This window comes from Anaeromyxobacter sp. (assembly GCA_016718565.1).
Lineage (GTDB): Bacteria > Myxococcota > Myxococcia > Myxococcales > Anaeromyxobacteraceae > JADKCZ01.
Map to the genome: position 1 here is coordinate 708,038 of JADKCZ010000001.1, position 25,784 is coordinate 733,821.

Annotated in this window: 14 protein-coding genes and 1 pseudogene; 2 read left to right on the plus strand and 13 right to left on the minus strand. The window is 79.7% G+C overall.

The features are described from left to right. Window positions 1–25 precede the first annotated feature (25 nt). The 6 genes from IPO09_03115 to dacB form a co-directional block, all read right to left on the minus strand. Window positions 26–493, minus strand: coding sequence for a universal stress protein (locus IPO09_03115; protein MBK9516343.1), 468 nt, complete (start codon window positions 491–493; stop codon window positions 26–28). A gap of 179 nt (window positions 494–672) precedes the next feature. Further along, window positions 673–1,188, minus strand: a complete 516-nt coding sequence (ssb, locus tag IPO09_03120) for a single-stranded DNA-binding protein (protein ID MBK9516344.1) — start codon at window positions 1,186–1,188, stop codon at window positions 673–675. A gap of 144 nt (window positions 1,189–1,332) precedes the next feature. Then, the gene (locus tag IPO09_03125; protein MBK9516345.1) at window positions 1,333–4,356 is read right to left on the minus strand and encodes an SMC family ATPase; all 3,024 of its coding nucleotides are present in this window, start codon (window positions 4,354–4,356) and stop codon (window positions 1,333–1,335) included. Continuing rightward, window positions 4,353–5,498, minus strand: coding sequence for an exonuclease SbcCD subunit D (locus IPO09_03130; protein ID MBK9516346.1), 1,146 nt, complete (start codon window positions 5,496–5,498; stop codon window positions 4,353–4,355). The genes IPO09_03125 and IPO09_03130 overlap by 4 nt, the downstream gene beginning before the upstream one ends. An 82-nt stretch (window positions 5,499–5,580) precedes the next feature. Then, window positions 5,581–6,357 (minus strand): class II glutamine amidotransferase, encoded by a 777-nt coding sequence (locus IPO09_03135; GenBank protein ID MBK9516347.1) that lies wholly within the window; start codon window positions 6,355–6,357, stop codon window positions 5,581–5,583. A gap of 40 nt (window positions 6,358–6,397) precedes the next feature. Next, window positions 6,398–8,626, minus strand: a complete 2,229-nt coding sequence (gene dacB / locus IPO09_03140) for a D-alanyl-D-alanine carboxypeptidase/D-alanyl-D-alanine-endopeptidase (protein MBK9516348.1) — start codon at window positions 8,624–8,626, stop codon at window positions 6,398–6,400. A gap of 266 nt (window positions 8,627–8,892) precedes the next feature. Here dacB and IPO09_03145 point away from each other — a divergent pair, with 266 nt between their 5' ends. After that, on the plus strand, window positions 8,893–9,420 hold the full coding sequence (locus IPO09_03145) for a transcriptional repressor (protein ID MBK9516349.1): 528 nt from the start codon (window positions 8,893–8,895) through the stop codon (window positions 9,418–9,420). An 87-nt stretch (window positions 9,421–9,507) separates the two neighbouring features. Here the strand turns inward: IPO09_03145 and IPO09_03150 are convergent. Both IPO09_03150 and IPO09_03155 read right to left on the minus strand, forming a co-directional pair. Beyond that, window positions 9,508–11,385: pseudogene (locus IPO09_03150) on the minus strand (type VI secretion system protein). Window positions 11,386–11,564: 179 nt separating this feature from the next. Beyond that, window positions 11,565–12,203: a D-alanyl-D-alanine dipeptidase gene (locus IPO09_03155; protein ID MBK9516350.1), complete on the minus strand. Its 639-nt coding sequence runs from the start codon at window positions 12,201–12,203 to the stop codon at window positions 11,565–11,567. 153 nt (window positions 12,204–12,356) lie between these two features. Between IPO09_03155 and IPO09_03160 the strand changes: the two genes are divergently transcribed. Beyond that, window positions 12,357–12,656 (plus strand): hypothetical protein, encoded by a 300-nt coding sequence (locus IPO09_03160; protein ID MBK9516351.1) that lies wholly within the window; start codon window positions 12,357–12,359, stop codon window positions 12,654–12,656. A gap of 80 nt (window positions 12,657–12,736) precedes the next feature. Here the strand turns inward: IPO09_03160 and IPO09_03165 are convergent, their stop codons facing one another. The 5 genes from IPO09_03165 to IPO09_03185 all read right to left on the minus strand — a co-directional run bounded on the left by IPO09_03165 (window position 12,737) and on the right by IPO09_03185 (window position 25,657). Next, window positions 12,737–13,480, minus strand: a complete 744-nt coding sequence (locus IPO09_03165) for an FKBP-type peptidyl-prolyl cis-trans isomerase (protein ID MBK9516352.1) — start codon at window positions 13,478–13,480, stop codon at window positions 12,737–12,739. A 56-nt stretch (window positions 13,481–13,536) separates the two neighbouring features. Further along, window positions 13,537–13,824: a polyhydroxyalkanoic acid system family protein gene (locus IPO09_03170; protein ID MBK9516353.1), complete on the minus strand. Its 288-nt coding sequence runs from the start codon at window positions 13,822–13,824 to the stop codon at window positions 13,537–13,539. Next, window positions 13,824–14,513, minus strand: coding sequence for a 7-cyano-7-deazaguanine synthase QueC (gene queC / locus IPO09_03175; protein ID MBK9516354.1), 690 nt, complete (start codon window positions 14,511–14,513; stop codon window positions 13,824–13,826). Before queC ends, IPO09_03170 begins: the two co-directional genes overlap by 1 nt. 98 nt (window positions 14,514–14,611) lie before the next feature. Then, a complete protein-coding gene (locus IPO09_03180; protein ID MBK9516355.1) occupies window positions 14,612–15,211 on the minus strand; it encodes a hypothetical protein in 600 nt (199 codons plus the stop codon). Between the two features lie 6 nt (window positions 15,212–15,217). Beyond that, entirely contained in the window at window positions 15,218–25,657 is a 10,440-nt protein-coding gene (locus IPO09_03185) for a hypothetical protein (protein MBK9516356.1), read from the minus strand. Window positions 25,658–25,784 lie beyond the last annotated feature (127 nt).

Here is a 25,784-nt window from a genome sequence, read left to right on the forward strand (position 1 = left end):
ACGCGACGGCCTGGCCGCGGGAGGCTCAGGCCAGCGCCGCGGCCGCCGCGCTCCCCAGCGTGAGCACCGGGCAGGTGGCCCGCCGCACCACCTCCTCCGCCACCGAGCCGAGGAGCAGGCGATCCAGGCCGGCGCGGCCGTGCGTGCCGATGACCACGAGGTCGTAGGGCTCCCGCCCGGCGAGCGCGAGGATCTCCTCCGCCGCCTGGCCCACCGAGCGCAGCGCCGCCACGTGGGGGGCGCCCAGCCGCTCGGCCTCGGCCTTCCAGGCCAGCAGCGGCCGGTCCGCCGGCGCGGCGAGCTGGCCGGCCACCTCCGGCGGCGTGGGGAACAGCGCCTCCGGGATCGCCGAGCCGGGGATCAGGTCGACGTGCAGCAGCGTCAGCGTGGCGCCGTGGCGGCGAGCCAGCGCGGCGGCGGCCCGCAGCGCGCCGGCCGAGGCCTCCGAGAAGTCGACCGGGCAGAGGATGCGGCGGAACTCGAGCGTGGCCATGGAGGACCTCCCCTCACCTGGAGGAGATCCTACGCCCCTGGCGCGCGGGCGGCGCACGGGGGTGGTCCCGCGCGGGTGCGGCAGGGTGGGCGTCCTGCCTGGGGCGGGAGCAAAGTGAGAAGGGGCGGAGGACTCGGCGTCCCCCACCCCTGACCTCGCTGGACTCGGCCTGGCGCGGCCTAGAACGGAATGTCGTCCCCGCCGCCGCCGCCGCCGCCGCCGTGGCCGCCGTCGTCGAAGCCGGGGGGCGGGCCGCCCATGTCGTCGGGCGGGCCACCCTGGCCGCCGCCCTGTCCGCCGCCACGCTGGGCGCCGCCGGGACCACCGGGACCGCCGGGACCACCGGCGCCGCCGCGGGCGCCGCCGCCGCCGCCGATGAAGCGGACGGTGTCGGCCACCACCTTCACCCGGCTGCGCTTCTGGCCGCTGGCCTTGTCGTCCCAGGTGTCGGTCTTGAGCCGGCCCTCGACGTAGACCTGCCGGCCCTTGGAGAGGAACTCACCGCACTGCTCGGCCTGCTTCCCCCAGACCTCGACGTCGTGCCACTCGGTCTCCTCCTTGCGCTGGCCGGACTGCTTGTCGGTCCAGGAGCGGGAGGTGGCGATGCGCAGGTTGGCGACGGCCTGGCCGCCGGACGTGTAGCGGACCTCGGGATCCTTGCCGAGGTTGCCGATGAGGAGGACCTTGTTGACCATGGGTGAGCTGCCTTTCGCGTGGCCGGCGCTTGCCACCGGCGTCTTGGGTGAGGGAGCGGAAGCTAGCAGCGGGCTCTGACAGGGAGTTCAGGCGAACGAGGCGATATCGGTTCGGACGTCCGAACCGTCCTTTGGAGGGAGCGGTCAGGCCGGCCAGACCGTGGCCACCGACCCCTGATCGGTGGCGGTTACCTCGATGCGGGCCGGGATGCGCCGCTTGAGCTCGGCGACGTGCGAGATCACGCCCACCAGCCGGCCGCGCTGCTGCAGCGCCTCGAGCGCCCGCAGGGCCACGTCCAGGGTGGCCTCGTCGAGCGAGCCGAACCCCTCGTCCACGAAGAGCGAGTCGAGCCGGCGCCCGCCGGAGCGGCGCAGCACCACCTCGGACAGCCCCAGCGCCAGCGCCAGGCTGGCCAGGAAGGACTCCCCACCGGAGAGGGCGCCCACCGGCCGGTCGGTCACGCCGGTGTGCGAGTCCTCCACCACCAGCGAGAGCCCGGCCGCCGAGTTCTTGCGGGCCACCGCGGTGTCGTGGCGCAGCCGGAAGCGGCCGCGCGACATGACCTGCAGCTGCTGGCTGGCGGCGAAGGCCACGTCCTCCAGCCGCGCCGCCAGCACGAAGCGCTGCAGGCTCATGGCTTTGGCGTTCTTGCCGCGCACCAGCTCGGCCACCTGCCCCTCGACCGCCAGCGCCGCCGCCACCTCGGCGAGCTCGGCCGCCAGCGCGGCCAGCCGCCCGGTGAGGGCGCGCAGCCGCCCCTCCTCGGCCTCGAGGCTGGCGCGCCCGGCGCTGGCCGCGTGGGCCGCCTGCTCGGTGGCGGCGCGGACGGCCCGGGCCCGGGCCACGTCCGGCGCGGCCAGGCCGGCCAGCGCTGCCTCGAGCTCGCCGAGCCGCCTGGAGGCCGCGAAGGCCCGCTGGGCGCGCTGGTCGATCGAGGCCGTGAGCACCGTCCGGTCCGGCTGGGAGAGGAGCGCGGCCTGGCAGGCGGCCAGGTCGGCGAACCCCTCGGCCTGGCAGGCGGCGGCGGCCGCGGCGCCGGCCTGGGCCGCCGCGGCGCGGGCGCGGGTGAGCGCGGCCTCGGCGGCGGCGAGGCTGGCGGCGGCGGCGACCCGCCGCGAGGTGGCGGCCTCGTGCCCGGCGCGGCTCGCCTGGGCCCTCGCCTCGCGCGCGGCCAGGTCGGCGCGCACGCGGGCCAGCTCCGCTCCAGCGTCCGGTCCGGCGCCGGCCTGCTCGAGCTGCCGGACCAGCTCGGCGCGGGTGGCCTCGGTCCGGCCGGCCGCCTCCCGGGCGGCCCCCTCGGCGGCGGTGGCGGCGTCGCGGTGGGCCCGGGCGGCCTCGACCGCGGCCCGGGCCAGCCCGAGCTCGCCCTCCAGGGCGCCGAGCCGCGCGGTGGCGGCGCGGGCCTCCGCCAGGGCCTGGGCGGCCGCGGCGGCCAGGGGCCCGAGCTGGGAGGCGGGGCGCGCCTCGCTCGCGGTGGCGGCGCCGGCGCGGGCCTCGAGATCGGCGAGCAGCCCGGCCTGACGGGCCAGGGCGGCCTCGGTGGCGGCCACCAGCTCGGCCAGGGCCCGCTCCTTGGCGCGGGCATCCTCCACGTCGGCCTTCTCGGGGAGGGCGCCGTGGGCGGCGGCGGGGGCGGGGTGATCGGTGGCGCCGCAGACCGGGCAGGGGGCCCCGGGCCGGAGCGCCTTCTTGGCCAGCTCGGCGGCCAGGCCGCCCTCGCGCGCGGCGTCGAGCGCGGCGGCGCTGCGCGCGGCGCCGGCGGCCCGCTCGCGGACCGCCGCGAGCGCCTGGCTGGCGACGGCCACCTCCCTGGCCTTGGCGACGGCGGCGGCGGTGGTGGTGTCGCGGGCCCCGGCGGCGGCCAGCGCGCCCTGCGCCCCGGCGGCCTCCTCGGCGCGTGGGCCCTCCTGGGCGGCCAGGGGCCTGAGCCCCACGGCCTCGGCCTCCAGGGAGACAGGGCGGCGCTCGGCCTCGGCCAAGGCGGCGGCGGCCCGGGTGAGCTCGGCGCCGGCCCTCGCGGCGGCGGCCCGCTCCCCCGCCAGGGCCCGGTCGAGGGCGGTGAGCCGCGTCAGGGCCGGCAGCGCCTGCTCGAGCACCTGGGCGCGGGCGGTCAGCCGGGCCCGCTCGGGGGCCTCGGCCTCCGCGGCGGCGTGGGCCGTGGCCGCGCCGGTGAGCTGGAGGGTGGCGGCGGCGAGCGCGCCGGCGGCGGCGGCCTGGTCGCGGCCGCGTGCGGCCTGCTCCACCTCGGCGCGGGCCGCCTGCTCCAGCCCGGCGCGGGCCCGCTCGGCGGCCTCGGCCCGCATGAGCCGGGCCCGATCGGCCTCCAGCGCCGGGGCCTCGGCCAGGGCGCGACCCTGCTCGGCGCGCGCCACTTCCCGCTCCTGGAAGCGGGCCTGGAGCCGCTCGGCCTCGCCGAGCACCTCGAGCGCGGCCTGGTCCTGCTGGCGCTGCGTCGCCTCGGCGGCGGCGGCGGCGACGGCCTGCTCGGCCGCGGCGGCCAGCCTGGCCTCGAGCGCCTCGGCGGGCTCGCCGCCCGAGACCTCGGCCTGCCGCTCCTTGAGCCGGGCTCCCCGGGCGTCGAGCGCCTTCTTCCGCTCGACGAGCAGGTCCTCGACCCGGGTGTACTTGTCGGTGGCGAAGAGCTTCCGGAGCAGCGTCTCCCGCTCGGCCGAGTCGGCGCAGAGGAGCCGCTTGAACTCGCCCTGCGGCAGCAGCGCCACCTGCGTGAACTGGTCCACGTCCATGCCGAGCAGCCCCTCGACCGCCTCGGTCACCTTGCCGGGGCCGGTGGCGAGCGGTGCCGCCACCCCGGCGCGCCACAGGCTGGCGGTGGCGATGGCGGTGGTGGTGCCGCTGCCCACCTTCTTGGGCCGCTCCCACTCCGGCGACCGCTCCACCCGGTACTCGTCGGCCCCCATGGCGAAGCGGAAGGTGACCACCGTGGCCTGGTCCCTGGCCGCCCGGTCGGCGCGGAGCCGGTCCACCCCGCGGGTGCCGGCCAGCTCGCCGAACAGGGCGTAGGTGATGCCGTCGAAGATGGAGGTCTTGCCGGCGCCGGTCTGGCCGTGGATGAGGAAGAGGTCGCTGCCGCCGAGCGCGGCGAAGTCGATGGGCTGGGTCCGCTGGTAGGGGCCGAAGGCGGTCAGCTCGAGGTGGAGTGGCCTCACGACGCACGCTCCCTGCCGGTGACGGCGTCGAGCGCGGCGGCGAAGCAGGCCTCCTGCGCCGCGTCGGGCGGGCCGCCGGCCACGGTCTCCACGAAGCTCCGGAAGAGGGCCAGGTCGTCGTGGCCGGCCCCGCCCACCCGCTCGGCGAAGCTGCCCTCGCCGCCGGCCGAGAGCTCGGAGCGGATCACGCTCAGCACGTTGGGGAAGCGGGCCCGCAGCCGGTGGAGGGCGTCGAAGACGTAGCCGGGGTCGTCGAGCGTCACCTCGAGGAGGTCGCCGCGGCGGGGCTCGAGGTCGGGGCGGCGCAGCAGCTCGTCGATGCGCCCCCGCACCCGCAGCAGGTCGCGCTTCTGGCCGAGCGGCACGGCCGTGGCGCGGGCGGCGCCGCGCTCCACCTCCACCAGCCAGGCGGCCTTGGTGTGGTCCGCCTCGGCGAAGGAGTACTTGAGCAGCGAGCCGGAGTAGCGGATCCCGGGCGCCACCTCCTGCGGCGCGTGCAGGTGGCCCAGGGCCACGTAGTCGAAGCCGGCCAGCGCCTCGGCCGGCACCGCGCCGGCGGTGCCCACCGAGATGGGCCGCTCGCTGTCCGGGGTCTCGGTGGCGCCGGAGACGAAGGCGTGCGCCGTGAGGACGCAGGGGAGCTCGCGCGAGGCCGCGTCGGCGCGGACCGCGGCCAGCACCCGCGCCGTGGCGGCGGCGTGGCCGCGCAGGCCCTCGTCGCCGGTGAGGCCGCGCACCACGTCGGGGTCCACGAAGGGCAGCGCGTAGACGAACCCCTTGCCCGGGAGGGCCACCGGGGCGGCCACCCGGTCGAGGGCGCCGCGCAGGTGGACGCCGCTCGGCTCCAGCAGGCGCGAGCCGAAGGAGAGCCGCTCGGCCGAGTCGTGGTTGCCGGCGATGGCGATCACCGGCACCCCCAGGGCGGCGATGCGGGTGAGGGTGTCGTCGAGCAGCGCCACCGCCTCGGCGGAGGGCACGGCCCGATCGTAGACGTCGCCGGCCAGGACCAGGGCGTCCGGGCGGGTCTCCCGGAGCGCCTCGAGGAGCCGCTCGAGGACCCAGGCCTGGTCGTCGAGCAGCGAGGCCTCGTGGAAGGAGCGGCCCAGGTGCCAGTCGGAGGTGTGGAGGAGGCGGAGCGTCATGTGGGGTGCAGCTTACGCGGGACCCGGACATCGGCGGGCGCGAGGGGGCTGGCCGGGCGCCGGGCCCGGGGCAGGGCGGTCCTCAGGGCGAGCGGGCCGCCGGCGCCCCGTCCTCGAAGGCCAGCAGCGTGCCCGGCGGGATGGACGTCCAGGGCTCGTCGTCGGTGAGCGGCACGGTGGCGATGACGGCCACCCGGTCCTTGGGGCCGGTCAGCGCCGCGAAGTCCACGCTGACGTCGCGGTCCACCAGGTGGGCCGTGCCGAAGGGGGCCTGGCGCACCACGTAGTGCAGGCTGGTGGAGCAGTGGGCGAAGAGGTGCTGCCCGTCGGAGAGCAGGTAGTTGAAGGGCCCGTGGCGCGCCAGCCCGGCCGTGATCTCCGAGAGCGCCGCGTGCAGCGCCGGGAGCGCGGGCCTGCCGCCCGGGAAGCGGGCCCGCAGCGTCTCCAGCAGCAGGCACAGCGCCGCCTCGCTGTCGGTGTCGCCCACCGGCCGGTAGGGCCCGCCCAGCGCAGGGTGGAAGTCCTGCAGGGTGCCGTTGTGGGCGAAGGCCCAGTAGCGCCCCCAGAGCTCGCGCTGGAAGGGGTGGCAGTTCTCCAGGGCCACGGCGCCCCGCGTGGCCTTGCGGATGTGGGCGATGACGTTGAGCGAGTGGATGGGCAGGCGCCGCACCAGCTCGGCCACCTTCGAGTCGCGGGCCGGCGCCGGATCGAGGAAGACGCGGCAGCCGCGCCCCTCGAAGAAGGCGATGCCCCAGCCGTCGACGTGCACGTCGGTGGCGCCGCCGCGGGCCGAGAAGCCCTCGAAGGAGAAGCACACGTCGGTGGGCACGTTGCAGTTCATGCCGAGGAGCTGGCACATGGCTGGTGTCTCCGCTGGCGGCAGGGCGGCGGTGGGTGGCTCAGGGCCCCGGCTTCGCCGCCGGCGGCGCGGCGGCGGGCGGCGGGCCTGGCGCCGCGGCCGGCCCCGCGGCCGGCCCTGCGGCGGCCGCGGGCGTCGGCCCGATCCCGGCCGCCTCGGTGGCCGGGCTGGCCAGGCCGGTCAGGTGGTGGCCCACCAGCGCGGCGGCGGCGTCCCGCACCGGGGCGGAGGCGCCCCCGGCCGCGGCGCGCAGCTCGTCGGGGATGGCCTCGGCCAGGTCCTGCAGCACGGCGCCGAGGGCCGCCTGCACCATCGGGAGGGCGGCCGCCGGCGGGGCCAGCTCGAGCAGCCGGGAGAGCGCCTCGGCGGCCCGGTCGCCGCCCGGCTCGGCGGCCAGATCGCCGAGCGCCGCCAGCACCGGCACCTGGTCGCCGGCCTCGGCGGCGGCCAGCACCGGGGCCAGCGGGGCGGCGCCGGAGGCCGGGCCGAGCGACGCGCCCACCGCCTCCATGAAGGCGCGCTGCGAAGCGCCGGAGTCGGGGTCGGAGCGGTAGAGCGCCTCGGCCACCGCCAGCCGCACCGAGGGCTCGGTCTCGGTCTGCACCGCGGTGCGCAGGAAGGCGGCGTTGCGCCGGTCGCCGCTGCGCCCCATGGCGAGGTAGGTGCGCAGCGTGGCGTCGAGGGCCGAGGGGCTGAGCGCGGCGGGCGCCGGCTCCTGGGCCGGGGGCGCCGCGCCGCCGCGGGGCGGCTGCCGCCCGGCCGCGTGGCCGCCGGCCGCCGGCGGCTCGGGGACGCGCCCGCCCGCCGCCAGCGACATGGCCACCTGGTCGACGGCCCGGGTCACCGCGCCGTTGCGCCGGCCGTGGTCGTTCACCAGCAGGGCGAAGGCCAGCCGCTCGTGCGTGGCCGTCTCCACGTAGCCGGAGAGCGCCACCACCCCGTCGAGCGTGCCGGTCTTGGCCCGGAGCTGCCCGGCCGCCGCCGACCCCTCCATGCGGCCGCGGATGGTGCCGTCGCGCCCGGCCACCGGCAGCGCCGCCAGGTACTCGGCGGCCAGCGGGAAGCGGCGCGCCATGGCCACCAGGAGCTGCACCGTCTGGCGCGCGCTGAAGCGGTTGGCGTCGTTCAGCCCGGAGCCGTTCTTCATGACGTAGGCGCCCCGCGGCAGCCCCACCTCGGCCAGGAAGTCCTCGATGGCGGCCACGCCGCTGCGCCAGCTGCCGGGCGGCCCGGCGGTGGCGGCGCCGAGCGCCTTCACCAGCTGCTCGGCCATGAAGTTGTTGGAGGTCTTCTGCAGCCGGCGCACCACCTCGCCCAGGGCCTCCGACTCGGCCACGTGCAGCAGGCGCGCGTCGGCCGGCACGCTGCCCAGCCGCACCCGGCCGGTCACCTTGATGCCGCGCTGCTCCAGCAGCCGCCGCAGGGTCTCGCCGAGGTAGCGCGGCGGATCCTCGATGCGCTTCCAGGTGGCGCTGGTGCGGCCGCCCACCGGCAGGCGCCCCTCCACCACGATGCGCTGCCGCCCGCTGGGCTGCGCGTCGGAGGAGATGATGAGCCGCCGCGCCGCGCGCGGGCCGACGGTGCGGGTGCGGTTGACCAGCTCCAGGTAGGGGGAGTCCGGCTCCAGCTCGACGCGGGCCGCGGCGCCGGGCCGCTCGCCCGGGCCCACGTGGATGGCCACCGTGTTGAAGTTGAGCGAGAGCGCGCCGGCCGGCGCCAGGTAGGCCCGGTCGCCGGTCTCCTGGTCGAAGCCCGGCCCGACCCGCACGCCGTCGAACCAGCCCTCGTCGAGCGTGAGGTCGCCCACCCGGCGCAGCCCCAGGTGGAAGAGGTCGGCGGCCAGCGCGGTGAGCCGCTCGGTCACCAGGGTGGGGTCGCCCTTGCCCCTCACGTAGAGGGTGCGGGCGGCGCCGCCGGGCAGGCCGGCGCTGGCGGCGTCCACCGACAGCTCGGTCTCGAAGCGGAACTCCGGCCCGAGGCGCGCCAGCACCGCGGCGGCGGTGAAGAGCTTCACGTTGGAGGCCGGGTTGAGCAGGGCGTCGGCGTCGCGCGCGTAGAGGGTGGCGCCGGTGTCGAGCGAGACCACGCAGGCGCCGGTGCGCGCCTCGGCGAGCGGGCCGTTGAGCAGGAGGTCGTCGAGCACCGCGGAGAGCGGCGAGGGGCCAGCCTGGGCGGCGCGGGCCGGGGCGGGCGCGACGAGCAGCAGGGCGGCCAGCAGGGCGGCGGCGGCCAGTGACACGGCGGGGCGGGGCGGCAGGTGGCGGGGCAAGGGGGTGGTGTAGCGGTGGACGGGGCGGGACTCAAGGGGGCCGGGAGGCCGCGACGGAATGCCCTCCCGCCGGCGGATCGGCTCCGAGCGGTGAGACCCCGGCGCGGCCACCGGCCGACCGGGCCGGCCGGGGGGCGCGCCGACTGGCCGGTCGAGGCCGGCCGAGGCCGCCGCCCACGGACCCACCGTCCATCCGGACCAGATCGTCCGGCCGTTGACTTGGCGAGGGCGCGCCCGCTAGGGTCCGCCCCGTGAGACAGGGTCGCATGGATCAGATCGACGAGACCAAGACCAAGGCCGCGCTGGACCGCTTCGAGCGGTTCCTGCACAAGAAGGACCTCAGGCTCACCGAGGCGCGCGCGGCCATCGTCGAGGCGGCCCTGGCGCGGCAGGGCCACTACCCCATCGAGGACCTGATCGCCGACCTGAAGGCGCGCGGCATCCGCGGCTCCAAGGCCACCGTCTACCGCACGCTGCCGCTGCTGGCCGAGGCCGGCATCCTGCAGCCGGCCATCGTGGTGGCCGACACCAAGAGCTACGAGACCACCTTCGGGCGCGAGCACCACGACCACCTGCTCTGCAGCGGCTGCGGCGCGGTGGTGGAGTTCGAGTTCGAGGCCTTCGAGATCCTGCAGCGCGACGTGGCCTCCAAGCACGGCTTCCGGCTGCAGTCGCACTACCACGAGCTGGTGGGCACCTGCCCGGAGTGCCTGCGCAAGGCGCCGCCGGGGGCCTTCGAGGACCTGCCGGAGGACGACGGGGCCGCGCCGGCCGACGGCGAGAGCGCCGGCTGAACGGGTGAGGGTGATCCGGAGACAGCGCTCGGGGCGAGCGGGCTGATCGCGAAGCGTGCCCGGTCCCTTCGGGCCGGCGCGGCCCGCTCAGCGCGGGCGCGCCAGCCGCCGCACCTCGGCGGCGTGCCCCAGCCGCGCCGCCACCCGGTCGAGCAGCGCGGCCCGCGTCGCCTCCACCTGGCGGGCCGACAGCCCGAGCGCCCGCCCCACCGCGAGGTCGAGGGCGCGCTGCGCCGGCCGGGCCAGCATGGCGGCCAGGTCGGTGGTGACCAGCGCGCCCCCCAGCGCGGCGCGCAGCGGGGCCAGGGCCGGCTGGAGCGCCGCCAGCGCGGCCGGCGCCGGCACCGGCGCGGCGGCCAGCACCCGGCAGTCCACGTCGGCGATGGCCTGCGCGCCGGTCAGCTGGCGCGCCCCCTCGTCGATGGCCAGCCGCACCGGCGTGGCCGAGAGGACCAGCGCCAGCGGCCAGGCGGGCGCCTGGTGCGGGAAGAGGGCGTGCCACTTCTTGTCCTCCAGCAGGCCGGCCTGGTTGACCACCGCGAAGGCGCGGGCGCCCACCTTGGCCGGGTAGAGCAGCGGGGCGGGGCCGCGCCCGGGCGCCAGCCGCCACCAGGGCGAGCGCCCGGCGCAGGTGGGCCGGTCGGCCAGGCCCGCCCGTTCACCCAGGGTGATGTAGGCGCGCGCCGCCGCCGAGGGCTCGCCGCGCGGGCGGAAGAGCACCAGGGCGGGGCGGAGCCGCTCCGGGGCGTCGGCCTCCTTGAGCCCGGCCAGCAGCGGCGCCACGTCCCCGGGCTCGAGGGCCACCTCGCCGAGCAGGGCCGAGCGGAAGCGGCCGCCGCCCAGGGGGGCCAGGTGGAAGTAGGCGTTGCAGCCGCTCTTCAGGCCGAAGCGGACCAGGCAGAGGTCGCCGAGGCGCACCGGGGCGGCGGCGCCGCGGGCCCGCGGTCCAGGGCGGGCGGCCGGGAGCTCGAGCCTCAGGCGCGGCGGGCCGCCGGAGGCGCCGGGCCGGGGGGTGCGGCCGCGGCCGGCGGGCGCGGCGTCGCCGGGGCCGCCGCCGGAGCCGCCGCCGGGCGCGACCTCACCTGCGGCGCGCCCACCGCCCTCGCCGTGGAGGAGGCCGCCTCCCCCACCCGACGGCCCGAGCGCCCGCGCCAGGGCGGCGAGCTCCAGGTCGTCCAGCGCCGCGAGGGCCACCCCGGCCTCGGCGGCGGGCGCCTCCGGGCCGCCCTCGACCCAGACCGCCAGGTGGGTGTCCACCGAGGCGGCGAAGCTGCCGGCGGCGCGAGAGCGGAGGCGCAGGGCGAAGCCGCCGCGGGCGCGCGCCTCGGCCAGGAGCGGCTCGGCCGAGCGCGAGGTCAGGAGGGCGCGCGGCAGCACCAGCGCCGCCACCGGGGCGCGCCGCAGCGCCAGCAGCGCCAGGTGGGCCGACAGGTCGGCCTGGCGCGACAGGCCGGTGAGCCGGGTGGCCGTCGCCTTGCGGGCCGGGGGGATGGCCTCGTGGCGCAGGAAGGGCGGGTTGGCGAGCAGCAGGTCGCAGGGCGGCCAGGCCGGCCCGAGGGCGTCGGCTCGGCTCACGGTGGCGCGCGCGCCCATGAGGTCGAGCCGGGCGCGGGCCGCCGCCACCGCCAGCGGCGCGAGGTCCAGGCCGAGCAGCCGCAGCCGGGCGCCGGCGCCGCGGGCCAGCCGCTCGGCGGCCGCCAGCAGGGCGCCCCCGCCGCAGGCGGGATCGAGCACGGTGAGGCCGTCCAGGGCGCGGGCGAGGAGGGCCTGGGGGGTGGGCGGGGAGGAGAGCAGGAGCCCCACCGCCACCTCGGCCGGCGGTCCGCCGCGCCGCGCCGCCGCGTGGGCCAGCCCGAAGGCGGCCAGGATGCGGGCCTCGGCGTCGGGGGTGAAGACCGCCCCGCGCGCGCCGCCCAGGGCCTGATCGGCGATGGCCTCGAGGAGCCGGCCGTCGATGCGCCGCGGGCCGGCGGCCGGACCCGCCGCCGGGGCGGGGGGCGCCGGGCCGGGGTCGAGCTCGCTCACCGGCGCGAAGGCGCCGAGCGGCCCGCCAGGCGCTCCGCGCAGGCGGCGCTCGGCGGCGGCCAGCCGGGCGCGCGGCGCCAGCCCGGCCAGGGCCTCCAGGGGATCGTCCAGATCCCGGCTCACCGGCCTGCCTCCAGGAGCGGCACGTCGAGCAGCGGCGCGCCGCGCGCCTCCGGGGCGTCGAAGTGCCACCACTCCGACGGGTTGACGCGGAAGCCCTCGGCCTCCAGCGCGGCCCGCAGGGCGCGCCGGTTCCGCAGCGCCGCCGCCGGGATGCCCTGGGTGGCGCCGGCGCGGGCGCGCGGCCCGAACTCGTCGTAGCCGGTGGGCAGCGCCAGCCGGCGGCCGTCGCGGTCGGCCAGGGCCACGTCCACGGCGGCGGCGCGGTTGTGGTGCGAGCCGGTGGCGGGGTTGGCCACCAGCCCCGGCCTGGGCAGCACCTTCCAGAGCTGGCGCTGCACCGAGAGGGGCCGGTAGCAGTCGTGCAGCACCAGGCGGTGCCCGCCCTCCCGCAGGCGGGCCGCGGCCCGGGCCAGGCGCTCCGCCACCGGCGCCAGCAGCAGGCAGCGGGCCGCCGGGTAGAGCTGCCGCCCGGTGAAGTTGCGGGTGGTGGCGTAGCGGACGTCGAGCAGCGCGTCGGGGATGAGGGCGGCGGCGTCCACCAGGGGCCAGGTCGGGTGGGCGCCCGCGGCCGGCCCGGCCGCCTGGGGCGGGGCGGCGCGGGTGGCGGGCCTGGAGGGCGGGCCCGGCGCGGCCAGCGTGGCGGCGACCAGGGCCGCGGCGGCGAGCGGGTGCACCCGCCGACTCTACACCGCGCGGCCGCGCCGCCCGGAAACTGGAGATGTGGCCCGGCCCCGATAGGATGACCCGGGCCCGGGTGGCGTCACGCCGGGCGCCGACCGAGGGACGAGATGCCCCGCCGCGATCGCAGCCACCCAGGAAGCTCGATGACCTACACCGAGGAGAAGGTGGCCGCCGAGACGGGCCGGGTGCTGCTGGCGCTCTACCGCGCCGGGATGGAGGTCCACCTCAGCCCGGACGCCATCAACAACCGCGCCTCCGCCCGCATCGTGCCCGGGCCGTCCGCCAAGCGGCGGGCCACGGCGCCCAGGTCGGCCAGCGGCACCGGCGACTCCCCGCTGGCGGCCATCTGCGCCGCGGTGGAGCGGCTCAACGAGCGGGCCGGCGCCATCGTGGTCGAGCTGGACTGATCCAGGCCCGGACGCGACCGCGCCCGCGGCCGCCCCGTGGGGGCGACGCGCGGGCGCGCCAGGACGCTGCGGCCAGCTTCCTACTTGGCCGGCGCGGCCGGGGCCGGGGCCGGGGTGGCGGGCTTGGCGGCCTCGAACCCCAGCAGCTCCACCTCGAACACCAGCACGGCGTTGCCCGGGATGGCGGGCGGGCGCCCCTGCGGGCCGTAGGCGATCTCCGAGGGGCAGACCAGCTTGGCCTTGCCGCCCACCTTCATCAGGCCGACGCCCTCGGTCCAGCAGGGCACCACCTGGTTCAGGTTGAACTCGAGCGGCTGGTTGCGCCTCACCGAGCTGTCGAACTCCTTGCCGCCGGTGAGCGTGCCCACGTAGTGGACCTTGACCTTGTCGGTGGGGGACGGCGAGGCGCCGGCGCCCTCCTTGAGGTGGGTGATCACCAGGCCGGAGGCGGTCTTGACCGCGCCCTTCTCGGTGGCGGCCTTCTTCAGGTACTCCAGCCCCTTGGTCTTCTCCTTCTCGGCGGTGACGGCCAGGCGGCCCTGCACCAGTTGCTGCACGGCCTTGTTCTTCATCTCGTCCAGCTCGTACCTGGGCTTGCCGGTGACGCCGTCCTTGATGCCCTTGACCACCGTCTCCAGCTCCTTGGCCGTCAGGTTGAACGGCTCCAGGCTCTTGGAGATGGAGAGGCCGGTGGCGTAGAGCGCGTTCTCGGTCGCCTCCGGCGAGAGCGCGGCCGGCGACGGCGTGGGGGCGGCGGGCTTCTTGTCTTCGGCGGAGGCCGCCCCGGCCAGCAGGACCGCGGCGACGATGATCAGCTTCTTCATGTTCGGTACCCTCTCGGTGGTGCTTCGGATGACAGACGGCGCGGCGGCCGCCCGATTCACGTGAACAGCTTCCCCAGCTTCTCCTCGACGTAGGACTTCACCTGGTTGGCCACCAGGGTCCCCATCATCCCGTGCTCCAGGTCCACCTTCACCTGCCCATCGGTGACGGTGCACAGCCCCTTCACCCCCATCTTCTCGGGCACCACGATGCAGCGCCGGGCGGCGTCGTACTGGCACTGGATGCCGAACTTCTCGCCCAGCCGGCGGATCACCTTCTCCACTTCGACGTACAGGACGTCCGCCTTCTTCCCGGGAAACGCCGCAGAGATCGTCTTGGTCGCCATCAGGCCTTCTTTCTGACCGGGCGCGCGTAGCGCGTCGGGTCGGGGACACCAGCCTCCTCGAACCCCATGCGGCGGAGCTGGCAGGCGTCGCAGCGCCCGCAGGCCCGGCCCCGCTCGGGGTCGTAGCAGGTGGAGGTGAGGTGATAGGGCACGCCGAGCCGCGTGCCAAGTCGCACGATGCCGGCCTTGGAGAGGCGCAGCAGGGGGGCCCGGATGGCCAGGGGCCGGCCGTCCACCCCGGCCCGGGTGGCCAGCCTGGCCAGCCGCTCGAAGGCGCGCAGGAACTCGGGGCGGCAGTCCGGGTAGCCCGAGTAGTCCACCGCGTTGACGCCCACGAAGATGGCCTCGGCGCCGGCCACCTCGGCGTGGGCCAGCGCCAGCGCCAGCATCACGGTGTTGCGGGCCGGCACGTAGGTGACCGGGATGTCGGCGCCCATGGCCGCGGCCAGGCGCCCCTTGGGCACGGCGATGGCCGCGTCGGTGAGGGCCGACCCGCCGAAGGAGGACAGGTCCACCGCGACCACCCGGTGGCTGGCGGCGCCGAGCGCCGTGGCCACGCGGCGGGCGCAGGCCAGCTCGTGGCGGTGGCGCTGCCCGTAGTCCACCGAGAGGCCGTGGGCCTCGAAGCCCTCGGCGCGCGCCACCGCCAGGCAGGTGGTGCTGTCGAGCCCGCCGGAGAGCAGCACCACGGCGCGGCGCGCCGGGGGCCGGGGCGCCCTGGCCGGGGCGGCGCTGGCGGCCGGGCGGCGCGGCGAGGTCCGCCGGGCGGGGGGGGCGTGGCTGGGCTTCACGGGGTCACCGGCGTGAGGTCGAGGGTGTAGGTGGCGCCGCAGGGCGCCACGCAGGGGGTGCAGTCGGCGCCGGCGGTGGCCGTGTCGGTCTCGGTGAGCGTGCCGGTGAAGCCGGTGACGGCGCCGGAGCCGGGGTCGCGGCGCAGCAGGCCGGAGATCTCCTGGCGGACCGTCACGGCGCACAGGCCCGAGCAGGCGGCCAGCACGGCGCCCGAGGTCTCCAGGGTGGCGGTGACCTGATCGTCGTCGGCGGTGACGGGCGCGCGGGTGCCGGTGAAGGGGGTGGCGCCCGGCCGGTCGGTGCAGAGCGCGGCGGCCTGGCCCTGCGAGGCGTAGGCCACGGTGAGGGTGGCGGTGGCGGGGGCCACCGGGATGGCCAGCGGGTAGAGCGCCAGGAGGTCCGGGGCCGGGCCGGTGTAGGCGGGCGGGCCGAGCACCCCGGCGCAGCCGGCGTCGTCGACCAGGCGGGTGGCGGCGAAGGTGAAGGTGGCCACCACGGTGCCCGGGCAGTCGGCCACGGGGGGGCGGCTGGTGCAGGCGGCGAGGCCGAGCAGGATCGGGACCAGCAGGCTGGACTGGGTGTGGCGGCGAGACACGGCGCGTCAGCCTACCACCGACACCCGGAGGTCGAGGAAGGGGTCGGAGAGCGCCAGCACCGCCAGGTCGCGCAGGTCCGGGAGGTCCAGGGCGGCGGCCGGCTCGGCCGGCTCGGGCGACGGCTCGCGGTGCAGCAGCACGCCCAGGGCGGCGCCCGGATCGCCGGTCACCAGCAGGGCCACCCGGGCGGCGGAGCGGCGCAGGGCGGTGGAGAGCGCCACCAGGTCGGTGTTGGCGAGCTCGTCGGCCGCGGCGGGGCCGAGCAGCCTGGCGCGCGACGCCACCGTGGGGGGCACGCTGCGCCCCATGGCCGCGAGGAAGTCGCCGGCCCGCTGCGCCGGCAGCCCGAGGGGCGGCGGCGCGCCGCCGGCGAAGCGGCAGGCCAGCTCAAGCAGGATGCCCACGTCCCTGGGGGCGAACTTGCCGGCCAGGGCCCAGCCGCGGTCGAGCAGGTCCAGGGCGCGGGCGGCCAGGAAGAGCCGCTCCGGGGCGGCCAGCGACTCGGCGCCGGCGGGCAGCAGCAGCGCCGGCGGCCGGGTGTTCTCGATGGCCACCTCCAGCCCGGGTCGGTCGAGCAGGAAGCCGACGTAGGGGCGGGCCCCCAGGATCCGGCCGGCCGCCTCCAGCGACTGGCGCAGCTCCGGGGCGCGCGGCGCCACCAGCTGCACGGCCGGACCGGCGCCGCGCCGGGCCAGGTCGGCCGGGAGCAGCGGCTCGAGGTAGGGGGCCAGCAGCCGGAGCAGGCGGGCCAGCGGGCCGGCGGCGCCGGGTGCGGCCAGCCGGTCGCGCACCTCGTCCGGCACCTGCGCCGCCGGGCGGAGGGGCAGGGCGGCGCGGCCCGGGTCGCAGAAGGCGGCCAGCGAGGCGGCCAGCCGGGACCGCTCCCGGAGCCGGGCCGCGAGGTCCGGCGGCGCGCCGGCCGCCAGGGCGGTGCAGAGGCCGGTCAAGGCGTCGAGCGCCGCGACGTCGGCGGGATCGCGCTGCGCGGCCTCGGTCCAGGCCTCCAGCGCCTGCGGCTGCGTGGCGGGGTGGCGGGACCAGAGCGACCAGAGCTCGCGGCGGAAGGCGACCTCGTCCGGCACCAGCTCGAGCGCCCGCAGCAGCAGCGCGGCGGCCCGCTCCGGATCGGCGAGCTTGGCGTCGGCCACGCGGGCCAGGTGGCGCAGCCGGGCGGCAGCGGCCAGCGGGTCGTGTGGTGCCAGCGCGTCGGCGCAGCGGGCGCCCAGCGCCACCTCCTGGCCGTGCCGGCCGGTCCGCTCGGCGGCGCGGGCCAGGTCGCGGGCCACCGTCAGCTCGTCGGGGTCGTCCTGGAGGGCGCGCGAGAGCCAGCGCCAGGCCGACTCGGGGCGGCCGGCGTCGAGCTCGGCGCGCCCCAGCGAGGCGGCGTAGGGCCGGAGCGCCGCGGGCTCGAGGAGGGCCTCCGCCTCCGCCACCAGGGCGGCCAGCGAGTGGCGGTCGCCGGCCGCGGCGTGCTCGCGGAGCTGCCCGAGCAGCTCGGCGGCGCGGTCGGGCGGTGGGGCGGCGGGCTCGACGACTGGAACCCAGGGTGCTGTGGTGGTCCGCGCCGCGGCCGGCCCCGGCTCGGCTGGCTGCGGCTCGGACGGCTCCGGCTCGGACGGCTGTGCCTCGGACGGCTGCGCCTCGGACGGCTGTGCCTCGGGCGGCTGTGCCTCGGACGGCTGCGCCTCGGACGGCTGTGCCTCGGACGGCTGCGCCTCGGATGGCTGTGCCTCGGGCGGCTGCGCCTCGGATGGCTCCGGGGCTGGCGGCCACTCCGCAGTTGTGTGGCGTGCGGGCCACGGCTGCTGGCCGACCGCCGGCTCCTCGGTCCGCACCGCCTCGGCGGGCAGCGCCTCGACCAGCGGCGCCACGGCAGGTGGATCCTCGACCCGTGGCTCCTCGACCGGGTGCGCTTCGACCGGTGCCTCCGCGGCCACCGCCAGGTCCGGAGCCGGCACCTCGATGTCCGGCACCTCGATGTCCGGCACCTCGATGTCCGGCGCCTCGACGGCCGGCTCCTCCTCAGGCCGCGCGCCGCCCGGCGGCTCGGCGGCGGACGCCACCTCGGCGCCCGGGCCGTCCTCCCCGGTGCTCGCGGCCGCACGAGCGCTGGCGCAGCGGAAGCCCGCCACGGCGCCGGCTGGGAGCTCGGCCTCGCCGATGAGGCGGAGGTTCTCGTCGGCGGCCGCCAGGTCCCCGCGCGCCAGCGCCTCCTCGGCCAGGATCAGCGCGGCGGGGATGCAGCGGGGCGCGGCCAGGTTGGCGGCGCGGTAAGCACGGGCGGCCTCGGTGTGCCGGCCCGCCTCCTCGAAGAGCCGGGCCGCCTCGAGGGCCGGCTCGGAGGCGCCGCGCCCCTCCGAGCGGATGGAGACGGCCAGGTAGGCGCGGGCGGCGGCCAGGGGCTGGCCGGCGGACATCTCGAGGGCGGCCAGCGACAGCCAGGGCGAAGGGCCGTCCGGGTCCGCGGCGCAGGCGGCCTCGACCGCCTCCCGCACCTCGCCCTCGGCAGCGCCGGACGCCTGGAGCGCCTCCGCCGTGGCGAGCCAGGCGGCCGCCTCCTCCGCAGGTGCGGACGCGGGCGGCAGCAGGGGCGCGGGCTCCTGGCCCGCGGGCTCGTCGACCGGACGGTCGGCGGCGACCAGCCCATCGCCGGGTGGTTCGTCGATGGCGGGCCGATCGAAGGATGGCTGTTCGAGGGACGCGGGGTCCGCTGCGGGCTCCGGGGCGGCCAGCGGCTCGGGGCTGGAGGGCCCGCCGGCTGCAGGCGCCGCCCCGGCCGGCGCCTCCGGGACGGGCTCCGCCGAGGGGCTCGGCTCCGCTGCCGGCTCGAACCAGGCCGCCTCGGCCGCGGCCGTCCACTCGGCGGGCGCCTCGGCGCCGGAGTCCCAGGGCGCGGGCTGCTCCTCGGTGGCCGGCCCGGCCACGGACGGCCCCACGGCGACCGGCTCTGGCAGCGGCTCCTGCTCGCTGGCCGGCTCGAGGGCCACGGGCTGGAGCGCGTCCGGCTGCTCGAGGTCAGCCTCCAGGGCGCTCAGCTCGACCTCGCTGGTCTGGTCGGCGACCGGCTCCGCGCCGACCGGCTCGACCTCGACCGGCTGCTCGGCGACCGGCTCGGCGGCGGACAGCTCGACCTCGCTGGTCTGGTCGGCGACCGGCTCCGCGCCGACCGGCTCGACCTCGACCGGCTGCTCGGCGACCGGCTCGACGGCGGTCAGCTCGACCTCGCTGGTCTGGTCGGCGACCGGCTCCGCGCCGACCGGCTCGACCTCGGCCGGCTGCTCGGCGACCGGCTCGATGGCGGTCAGCTCGACCTCGCTGGTCTGGTCGGCGACCGGCTCAGCGCCGACCGGTTCGACCTCGACCGGCTGCTCGGCGACCGGCTCGACGGCGGTCAGCTCGACCTCGCTGGTCTGGTCGGCGACCGGCTCAGCGCCGACCGGCTCGACCTCGACCGGCTCGACCTCGACCGGCTGCTCGGCGACCGGCTCGGCGGCGGACAGCTCGACCTCGCTGGTCTGGTCGGCGACCGCCTCCAGGGCCGCCCCGAGGGGCGACGGGTCGAGGGCCTCCAGCGTCCCGGGCGGCGGCGTGGGCACGGACTCGAGCAGCGGCCGCGGGGCGATGCCCACCAGCTCGAGCACGGCCCGGGCGCGCCCCTGGTCGCCCAGCGCCCGCCAGGCCGCGGCCGCGCGGACCGCCAGCGGGACCAGCGCCTCCAGCGGCTCGCCGGCGTCGGCGCGCCGCCCCACCAGCGCGTCGAGCAAGGCGGCCGCGTCGGGCCCGCGTTCGCCCACCGTGGCCGCCAGCGCCACGCCGGCCTCCAGCGCGGCCCGCTCGGCCACCTCGTCGCCCAGCGCCAGCGCCCGCTCGGCCCTCGCCCGGGCCGCCGCCAGCGCCGCCAGCGGCGCGCCCAGCCTGAGCTGCGCCTCGACCAGGGCGGCGAAGGCCTGGTCGGCGCGCGGATCCTCCGGCGCCAGCCAGAGCGCCCGCTCCAGGTCCTCGACCTCGGCGCCCACCGGCCCCTCGGCGTCGGCCCCCAGCGCCAGCCGGTAGCGCGCCTCGCCCTCCAGGCTGGCGGGCACCAGGCCGGGCCGGGCCGCCGCCAGCAGGCAGAGGCGTCGGTCGGTCTCCCTCGCCGCGGCCACCCCGTGCACGCTGGCCTGGCAGGACGCCAGGGTGGCCAGCGCCGCCGGGTCCTCGCCGTCGAGGGCCAGCGCCGCCTGGTAGGCGGCGGCGGCGCGCTCCAGGCGCCCCACCGCGAAGAGCAGGTCGGCGCGGGCCCGGTGGCAGCCGGCCGCCTCGGCGGGCACGGCGCCGGCGCGGGCCGAGAGCACCGCGTCGAGCCGCTCCACGTCGTCGTCCGCCAGCGAGACGGCCGCGCCGAAGGCCTCGTCGTCGCCCGGCCAGGCGTCGAAGGCCTGGACCAGCACCTGGCGCGCCCGCACCGGGTCGTGCGCCGCCAGCAGGGCCTGGGCCGCCTCGCGGAGGCGGGCCGCCCGCGGCAGGCCGCTGGCCCGCGCGGCCCGCGCCAGGAACAGCTCGGCCCGGTCGCGGTGCCGGTCGGCGTAGGCCAGCGCCAGGGCCGCCGCGGCGGCCTCGTCGTCGGGATCGGCGCGCACCAGCGCGGCCAGGAGCGGGGTGGCCTCCTCGCGCCGCCCCAGCGCCAGCAGGGCGTCGGACGCGGCCCGCGCGGCCAGGAGGTCGTCGGGGGCCTCCTGCGCCACCGCCCGCAGCGCCTCGGCGGCCAGGGTGCGGTCGTCGGAGTCGAAGGACCCCGCCAGGAGCGCGGCCGCCTCCTCGCGCCGCGCCCGCCGCGCCGCCGGCGCGGCCTCGCGGCGGGCCTGCTCGAGCAGGAGCCGCGCCCGGTCGCCGCCCCGCCCGTTGCGCGTCAGCAGCTCCAGCAGGGCCGCCTCGGCCAAGGGGTCGCCGGGCACCTCCGCCAGCGCCTCCCGCAGCGAGGCCTCGGCGCACACGTCGTCGGGCAGCAGCGTGGCCTCGGCCTCCGCCAGCTGGCGCAGCGCCGCGGCGCGGGCCTGGCCGTGCGCGGCCCGCCCGGCCAGCGCGGCCAGCGCGCGGCAGCAGTCCTCGCCCCCGTCGAGCCCCCGCGCCCGCGACACCTCGGCCAGGCGGCGCAGCAGGCCGTCGTCGGACGGGGCCCGCCGGGCGGCCCGCCCCAGCGCCTCGGCGGCGCCGGCCAGGTCGCCCGCCTCGGACAGCCGCTCGCCGGCCTGGCGGGCCCGCTCCGCCGCCCCGGCCTGGTCGCCCGCGGCCGCCAGCAGGCCCTCCAGCGCCGCCAGGTCGGCGGCCGCCGAGCGCCACATCCCGCGCCGGCCGGCCTCCTCGGCCGCCTCCTCCAGCAGCGCCCGCTGCGCGGCGCCGTCGCCGGCCAGCCGCGCCGCCTCGGCCGCCTCGTGCAGCGCGCCCAGCAGCGCCTCGGGGCCGAGCTCGCCGGCCCGCACCGCGGCGGCGCGCCGGCGGGCCAGGGAGGCCCCGAGCGCCGGCAGCAGGGCGGCCTCGGTGCGCGCCTCGCGGAAGAGGCGGTCGCCCAGGTGGCGGTCGCGCGCCTCGGCCAGCGCCACCTCGCCGGCGCGCGCCAGCAGCTCCACCCGCGTGGCCGCCGAGCGGACGTGGCCCGCCACCTCGGCCAGCGCCTCGGCGGCCCGTCGCCGGTCGGGGTCGAGGGCCAGCCGGGCCAGCGCCGCCTCGGCCTCCTGCGGGCGCAGCGCCAGCAGCCGGTCGAGCGCGCCCAGGGCCAGCTCCAGCTCGCCGGCCTCGGCGGCCAGCTCGCCGAGCTGCCGGCAGAGCGCCACCACGTCGGCGTCGTCGAACCCCACGAAGCCGCCGGCGAAGAGCGCGCGGTGCAGCACCAGCGCCTCGGCGAAGGCGCCGCCCTCGTAGAGCAGGCGGGCCAGGAGCGGGCCGGCCTCGGCCGGCGAGTCGCGGCGCCGGGCGAAGGCCCGCCGGGCGCAGCGCAGGGCGGCGGCGCGGTCGGCCTCCTGCAGCGCCAGCGCCGCGGCCGTGAGCGAGGCGCGCGCGGCCAGGGCCGGATCCTCGCAGCGGCGGGCGCAGGCCTCCACCGGCGCGGCGGCGCTGCGGTCGGGCAGGGCGGCGCGGCGCAGGCGGGCCTGCTCCACCGAGAGCGCCAGGTCCGGGCGCAGCAGCCGCAGGGCCTCGTCGAAGGCCTGGTCGGCCGCCGCCGCGTCGCCCAGCCGGACCAGCAGGCGGGCCCGGTCGAGCAGCAGCGGCCCGGCCCGGGGCTCGTCGAGCGCGGCCTCCTCGGCCAGCAGGTCGGCCACCCGGCGGCGCTCACCGGCCCCGTCGGCGGCGGCCCGGGCCTGGCGGACGGCGGCCAGATCGCGCGGCGCCAGCGTGCGGGCCTCCTCGGCGGCGGCCAGGGCCCCGGCGGCGTCGCCGGCGGCGGCGCGCAGGGCGGAGAGCCGCACCAGCCGGCCGGGCCGCTGGCCGGTGGGCAGGAGCGGGACCAGCGGGGCCAGCGCGGCGGCCTCGGCGGCCTCGTCGCCGGCGGCCTGGGCCAGCCCGGCCAGCGCGCCCAGCGCGGCGCAGGCCGCCTCCGGCTCGGGGTGGAGCGCCAGGGCCTGGCGCAGCGCGGCCTCACCCTCGGCGACCAGCCCCGCCTCCAGCGCGGCCAGCCCGGCGTCCACCAGGCGCGTCGCGTCGCCGGCCTCGCCGCGGCCCAGGCCGCGGCGGGCCCGGCGCAGCAGCAGGGTGGCGGCGGCGGGGCCATCCCCGGCGCGGGCGGCGGCCGCGGCGCGCCGCTCCAGCCCGTCGTCGTCCTCGCCGCGCAGCCGCTCGGCCTCGGCCGTCGCGGCGGCTCCGCCGGCCGCGTCGCCGCCGGCCAGGCGGCTGGCCGCCAGGCCGGCCCAGGCGGCGGCCCGCTCCAGGTCGCCGGCGTCGGGGTGGCGCGCCAGCAGGGTGGTGAGGGCCGTCTCCTCGCCCTCGTGCAGCACGGCGGCCCGGTCCGGCGCCAGCAGGGCGCGCAGGGCCGGCAGCTGCGCGCGGTCCAGGCTGAGCACCTCGCGCCAGCGGCCCACGGCCTCCAGGTCGCGGCCGTGCTCCGCCAGCAGCGGGGCCAGCTCCAGGCGCAGCGCCACCGCCTCCGCCAGGGGAGCGGTGGCCAGCCGCTTCTCCAGGGCGCTCATCAGGCCGTCGGCGTCGCCCGCCGCCCGCTGCAGGTCGCAGAGCGCCGCCAGGTCCTCGTCGGCCGGCTGGCCCAGCTGGCAGAAGGCGGCCAGCCGCCGCCGGGCCAGCTCGCGGTCACCCGCGGCCGCCGCCAGCCGGGCCGAGAGCGCCAGCAGGGCCGGGCGCTCGGCGGGCTCCAGGGGCTCGCCGGCCAGCGCGGCCTCGGCGTCGGCCAGCGCCGCGGCCGGGTCGGCGCCGGGCCGCGCGGCGGCGCGGCGGGCCCGCTCGGCCCGGGCCGGGGCGAAGGTTGGATCGGCCCACACGGCCGCCTCGAGGGCCTCGTCGTGCCCGGCCAGCGTGTAGGCGCGCAGGGCCAGCTCGGCCCCCTCCCTCCCGCCGGCGAGGCGCGCGGCGTCGAGCAGGGCGGCCGCGGCGCCGGCGGCGTCGCCGGCCTTGGCCCGCAGGCGCACCAGGGCCCGCAGCGCGAGGGCTGCCCAGGCCGGCTGGCCGGAGGCCCGGCGCCAGGCCGCCTCGGCCCCGGCCAGGTCGCCCACCTGCTCGAACAGGGCGGCGGCCTCCTGGTGGTGCCCCATGCGCGAGAGCGCGGCGGCCCGGCCGGCGTCGTCGCCGCAGCGGGTCAGGACGTCGAGCAGGAGCGGCAGCGCGCCGGGGGCGTCGGCGGCCAGGGCCCGCTCGGCGTGGGGGCGGGCCTCGGCCGGCAGCCCGGCCGCCACGGCGGCGCGCGCCGCCGCCAGGTCCAGCTCCGGGGCGTCGTCGGGCCGGCCGGCCAGCAGCGCCCGCAGCGCGCCCAGGGCCACGGCCGGCTCCCCGGCCCGGGTGGCCAGCGCCACCTCGCGGCGCAGCAGGCCGGGATCGCCGGGCAGGAGGGCGCGCGCCTCGGCCAGCGAGGCCAGGGCCAGGGCGGGGTCGCCGTCGGAGAGGAGCTCGGAGCGCTCGCGCCAGGCCGCGGCGGCGCCGGCCACGTCGCCGGCGGCCACGGCGGCGCGGGCCTGCTCGTCGAGCAGCCCCGCCAGGGCGGGGCGGTCGTCGGCCCGACGCACCAGCGCCACCTCGGCGGCCAGGCGGCCCAGGGTGGGCGCGGCGCGGCGGGCGGCGGCCACGGCGCGGGCGGCGCCGGCCAGGTCGCCGGCCCGCTCGCAGGCGCTGGCCAGCCGGTCGCGCAGGGCCGCCTCCTCCTCGCCGGCCGCGGCGAACCCCAGCAGGCGGGTCAGGGCCTCGCGCTCGGAGGGCGCGTCGCCACGCAGGGAGGCCACCGCCGCCAGCCCGGCCAGCGCGGCGCGGTTGGCGGGGTCGTGGCCCAGCGCTGCGGTGAAGCGGGCCTGCGCCGCCTCGGCCCGGTCCGGCGCCCGCAGCAGCAGCGCGGCCGACTCGGCCAGCAGGGCGGCGCGCCCGGCGTCGGTGGCGGCCAGCGGGGCCAGCCGGTCGAGCGCGGCCGAGCGCTCCACCGGCCGGTCCAGGCGGAGGTAGAGCGCGGCCAGGCGCTCCAGCTGGGCGGCGTCGGCCGGCGCGCCGGCCAGCGCGGCCTCCAGGTGGGTGGCGGCGCCGGCCGGGTCGTCGAGGTGGCGCTCGGCCACCTCGGCCAGCGCCAGGTGGTGGGCCCGCGCCGCCTGGGCGGCCCCCGGCGCGGCGCGATCGAGCAGCGAGAGGGCCGCGGCGTGGTGGTCGGCGGCGTCGATCCAGCGCCCCAGCAGCCCGGCGCAGCGGGCCGCGCCGGCCAGGGCCTCGGCGGCGGCCGGCCCGCCCAGCCCGGCGGCGTCGCGGTAGCAGAGGGCGGCGTTCTCCAGGTGGCCGAGGCGGTGCTCCCAGAGCGCGCCGGCCTGCAGGGCCAGCCGGGCCGAGCCCTCCGGGTCGCCGGCCGCCAGCCGGAGCGCCCGCAGGCGGTCGATGGCCCGCACCGCCCGCAGGTGGTCGCCGGCGGCGGCGCAGGCGTGGGCCAGCGTGGCGAGCGACTCGGCGTCGTCCGGCGCCAGGCGCAGCGCCCGGTCGAGGTGCAGGCGGGCCGCGGGCGGGTCGCGCTCCAGCAGCAGCTCGCCGAGCTCGGCGTGGGCCCGCGCCTTCTCGGCGTCGGCGGGGGCGTAGGCCAGCAGCCGCCTCACCGCCCGCACGTGGGCGCCCTTGTCGCCGTCCTCCATGGCCAGCTGGCGCAGCGCCCGCAGGGCCGGCAGGTGGTCGCGCTGCACCGCCAGCGCCGCGTCCACGGCGCGCGCGCGGGCCTCCCGCCCGGCGCCGGGCTGGGCCAGGGCGGCCTCGGCGGCGCCCACCGCGGCCAGCCGCTCGCCGGCGGCCACCGCCTCCTCGGCCAGGCGCGCCAGCGCCAGCGCCGCCCGGTCGCCCTCGCCGCGGGCCGAGCGGACCCAGGCCTCGGCCGAGAGCGCCGGGGCGAAGCCGGGGCGCCGCGCCAGCCAGCCGCCGGCCAGGTCGAGCGCCTCGTCGTGGAAGCGCTCCTCCAGGCAGAGCAGCGAGAGGAGCCGGTCGGCCGCGAAGGGGTGCTCGGTGGCGGGGGCGGCCAGGTAGGCGTCGCGTGCGGCGCCGAGGTCGCCCGCGGCCAGGTGCGCCTCGGCGGCCTCGAAGGCGCGGGCGCCCTCCACGGCCGCCAGCAGGTCGGGGTCGGCGGGCCGGGCGGCCGGGTCGGGCGGGTCGCGGTCCCAGGCCAGCCGCACGCCGGCCGGGCCGATCGCCGCCAGGGCCAGCCGGGTGGATCCCTCGGCCGGCACCTTCCAGCCGCGCGCCACCAGCAGGCGGCGCAGCAGCGCCGGCAAGGGGTCGGCCGGCAGCCCCATGGCGGCCAGCGCCCGCAGCGCCAGGTGTGGCAGCAGCGCGGCCGGCAGCGGGGCCGGGCCGAAGAGGCGCGGCGCGTAGGGCACCACCACCACGCCGCGCTCGAAGCCGGCCACCAGCCCGAGCCGGAGCGCGAAGGCCGGCCCGGCGGCCAGGCGCCCGCCCACCTCGGCGAAGCCGTCGCGCAGCGCCACGGTCAGCGAGCCCAGCCCCAGGGCGGCCAGGTCCAGGCGAGCCGCGGCCTCGGCCACCACCTCGGGGCCGAGCGCCACCTCGAGGCGGTGGAGCTCGCAGAGCCGGCTCTGGAACTGGCCGGGGCCGGCGCCCACGTCGATGGGCAGCGTGACGTCGGGGATCTGGAGGTCGAGCGCCACCACCATGACCCCGCCGACGGCCGCGGCCTGCGGCAGGCGCACGTGCACGCCGCCGCGCTCGAGCCGAAGCTCGAAGCCCGCACCGGTCCTGGTCCCGGCGCCGGCGGTGGCGCCGGCCTCGGTCGATCTCACCTCGGCCATTCGCCGGAGAGGGTAGCGGAGAACGGGCCAGGGGGCGAAAAAGCACCCGGCCCGGGGACCGCCGCGTGGGCGGCCGCCGGGCCGGGGTGGGGCCGGGGGCGGGGTGGGCCCGCCCGGA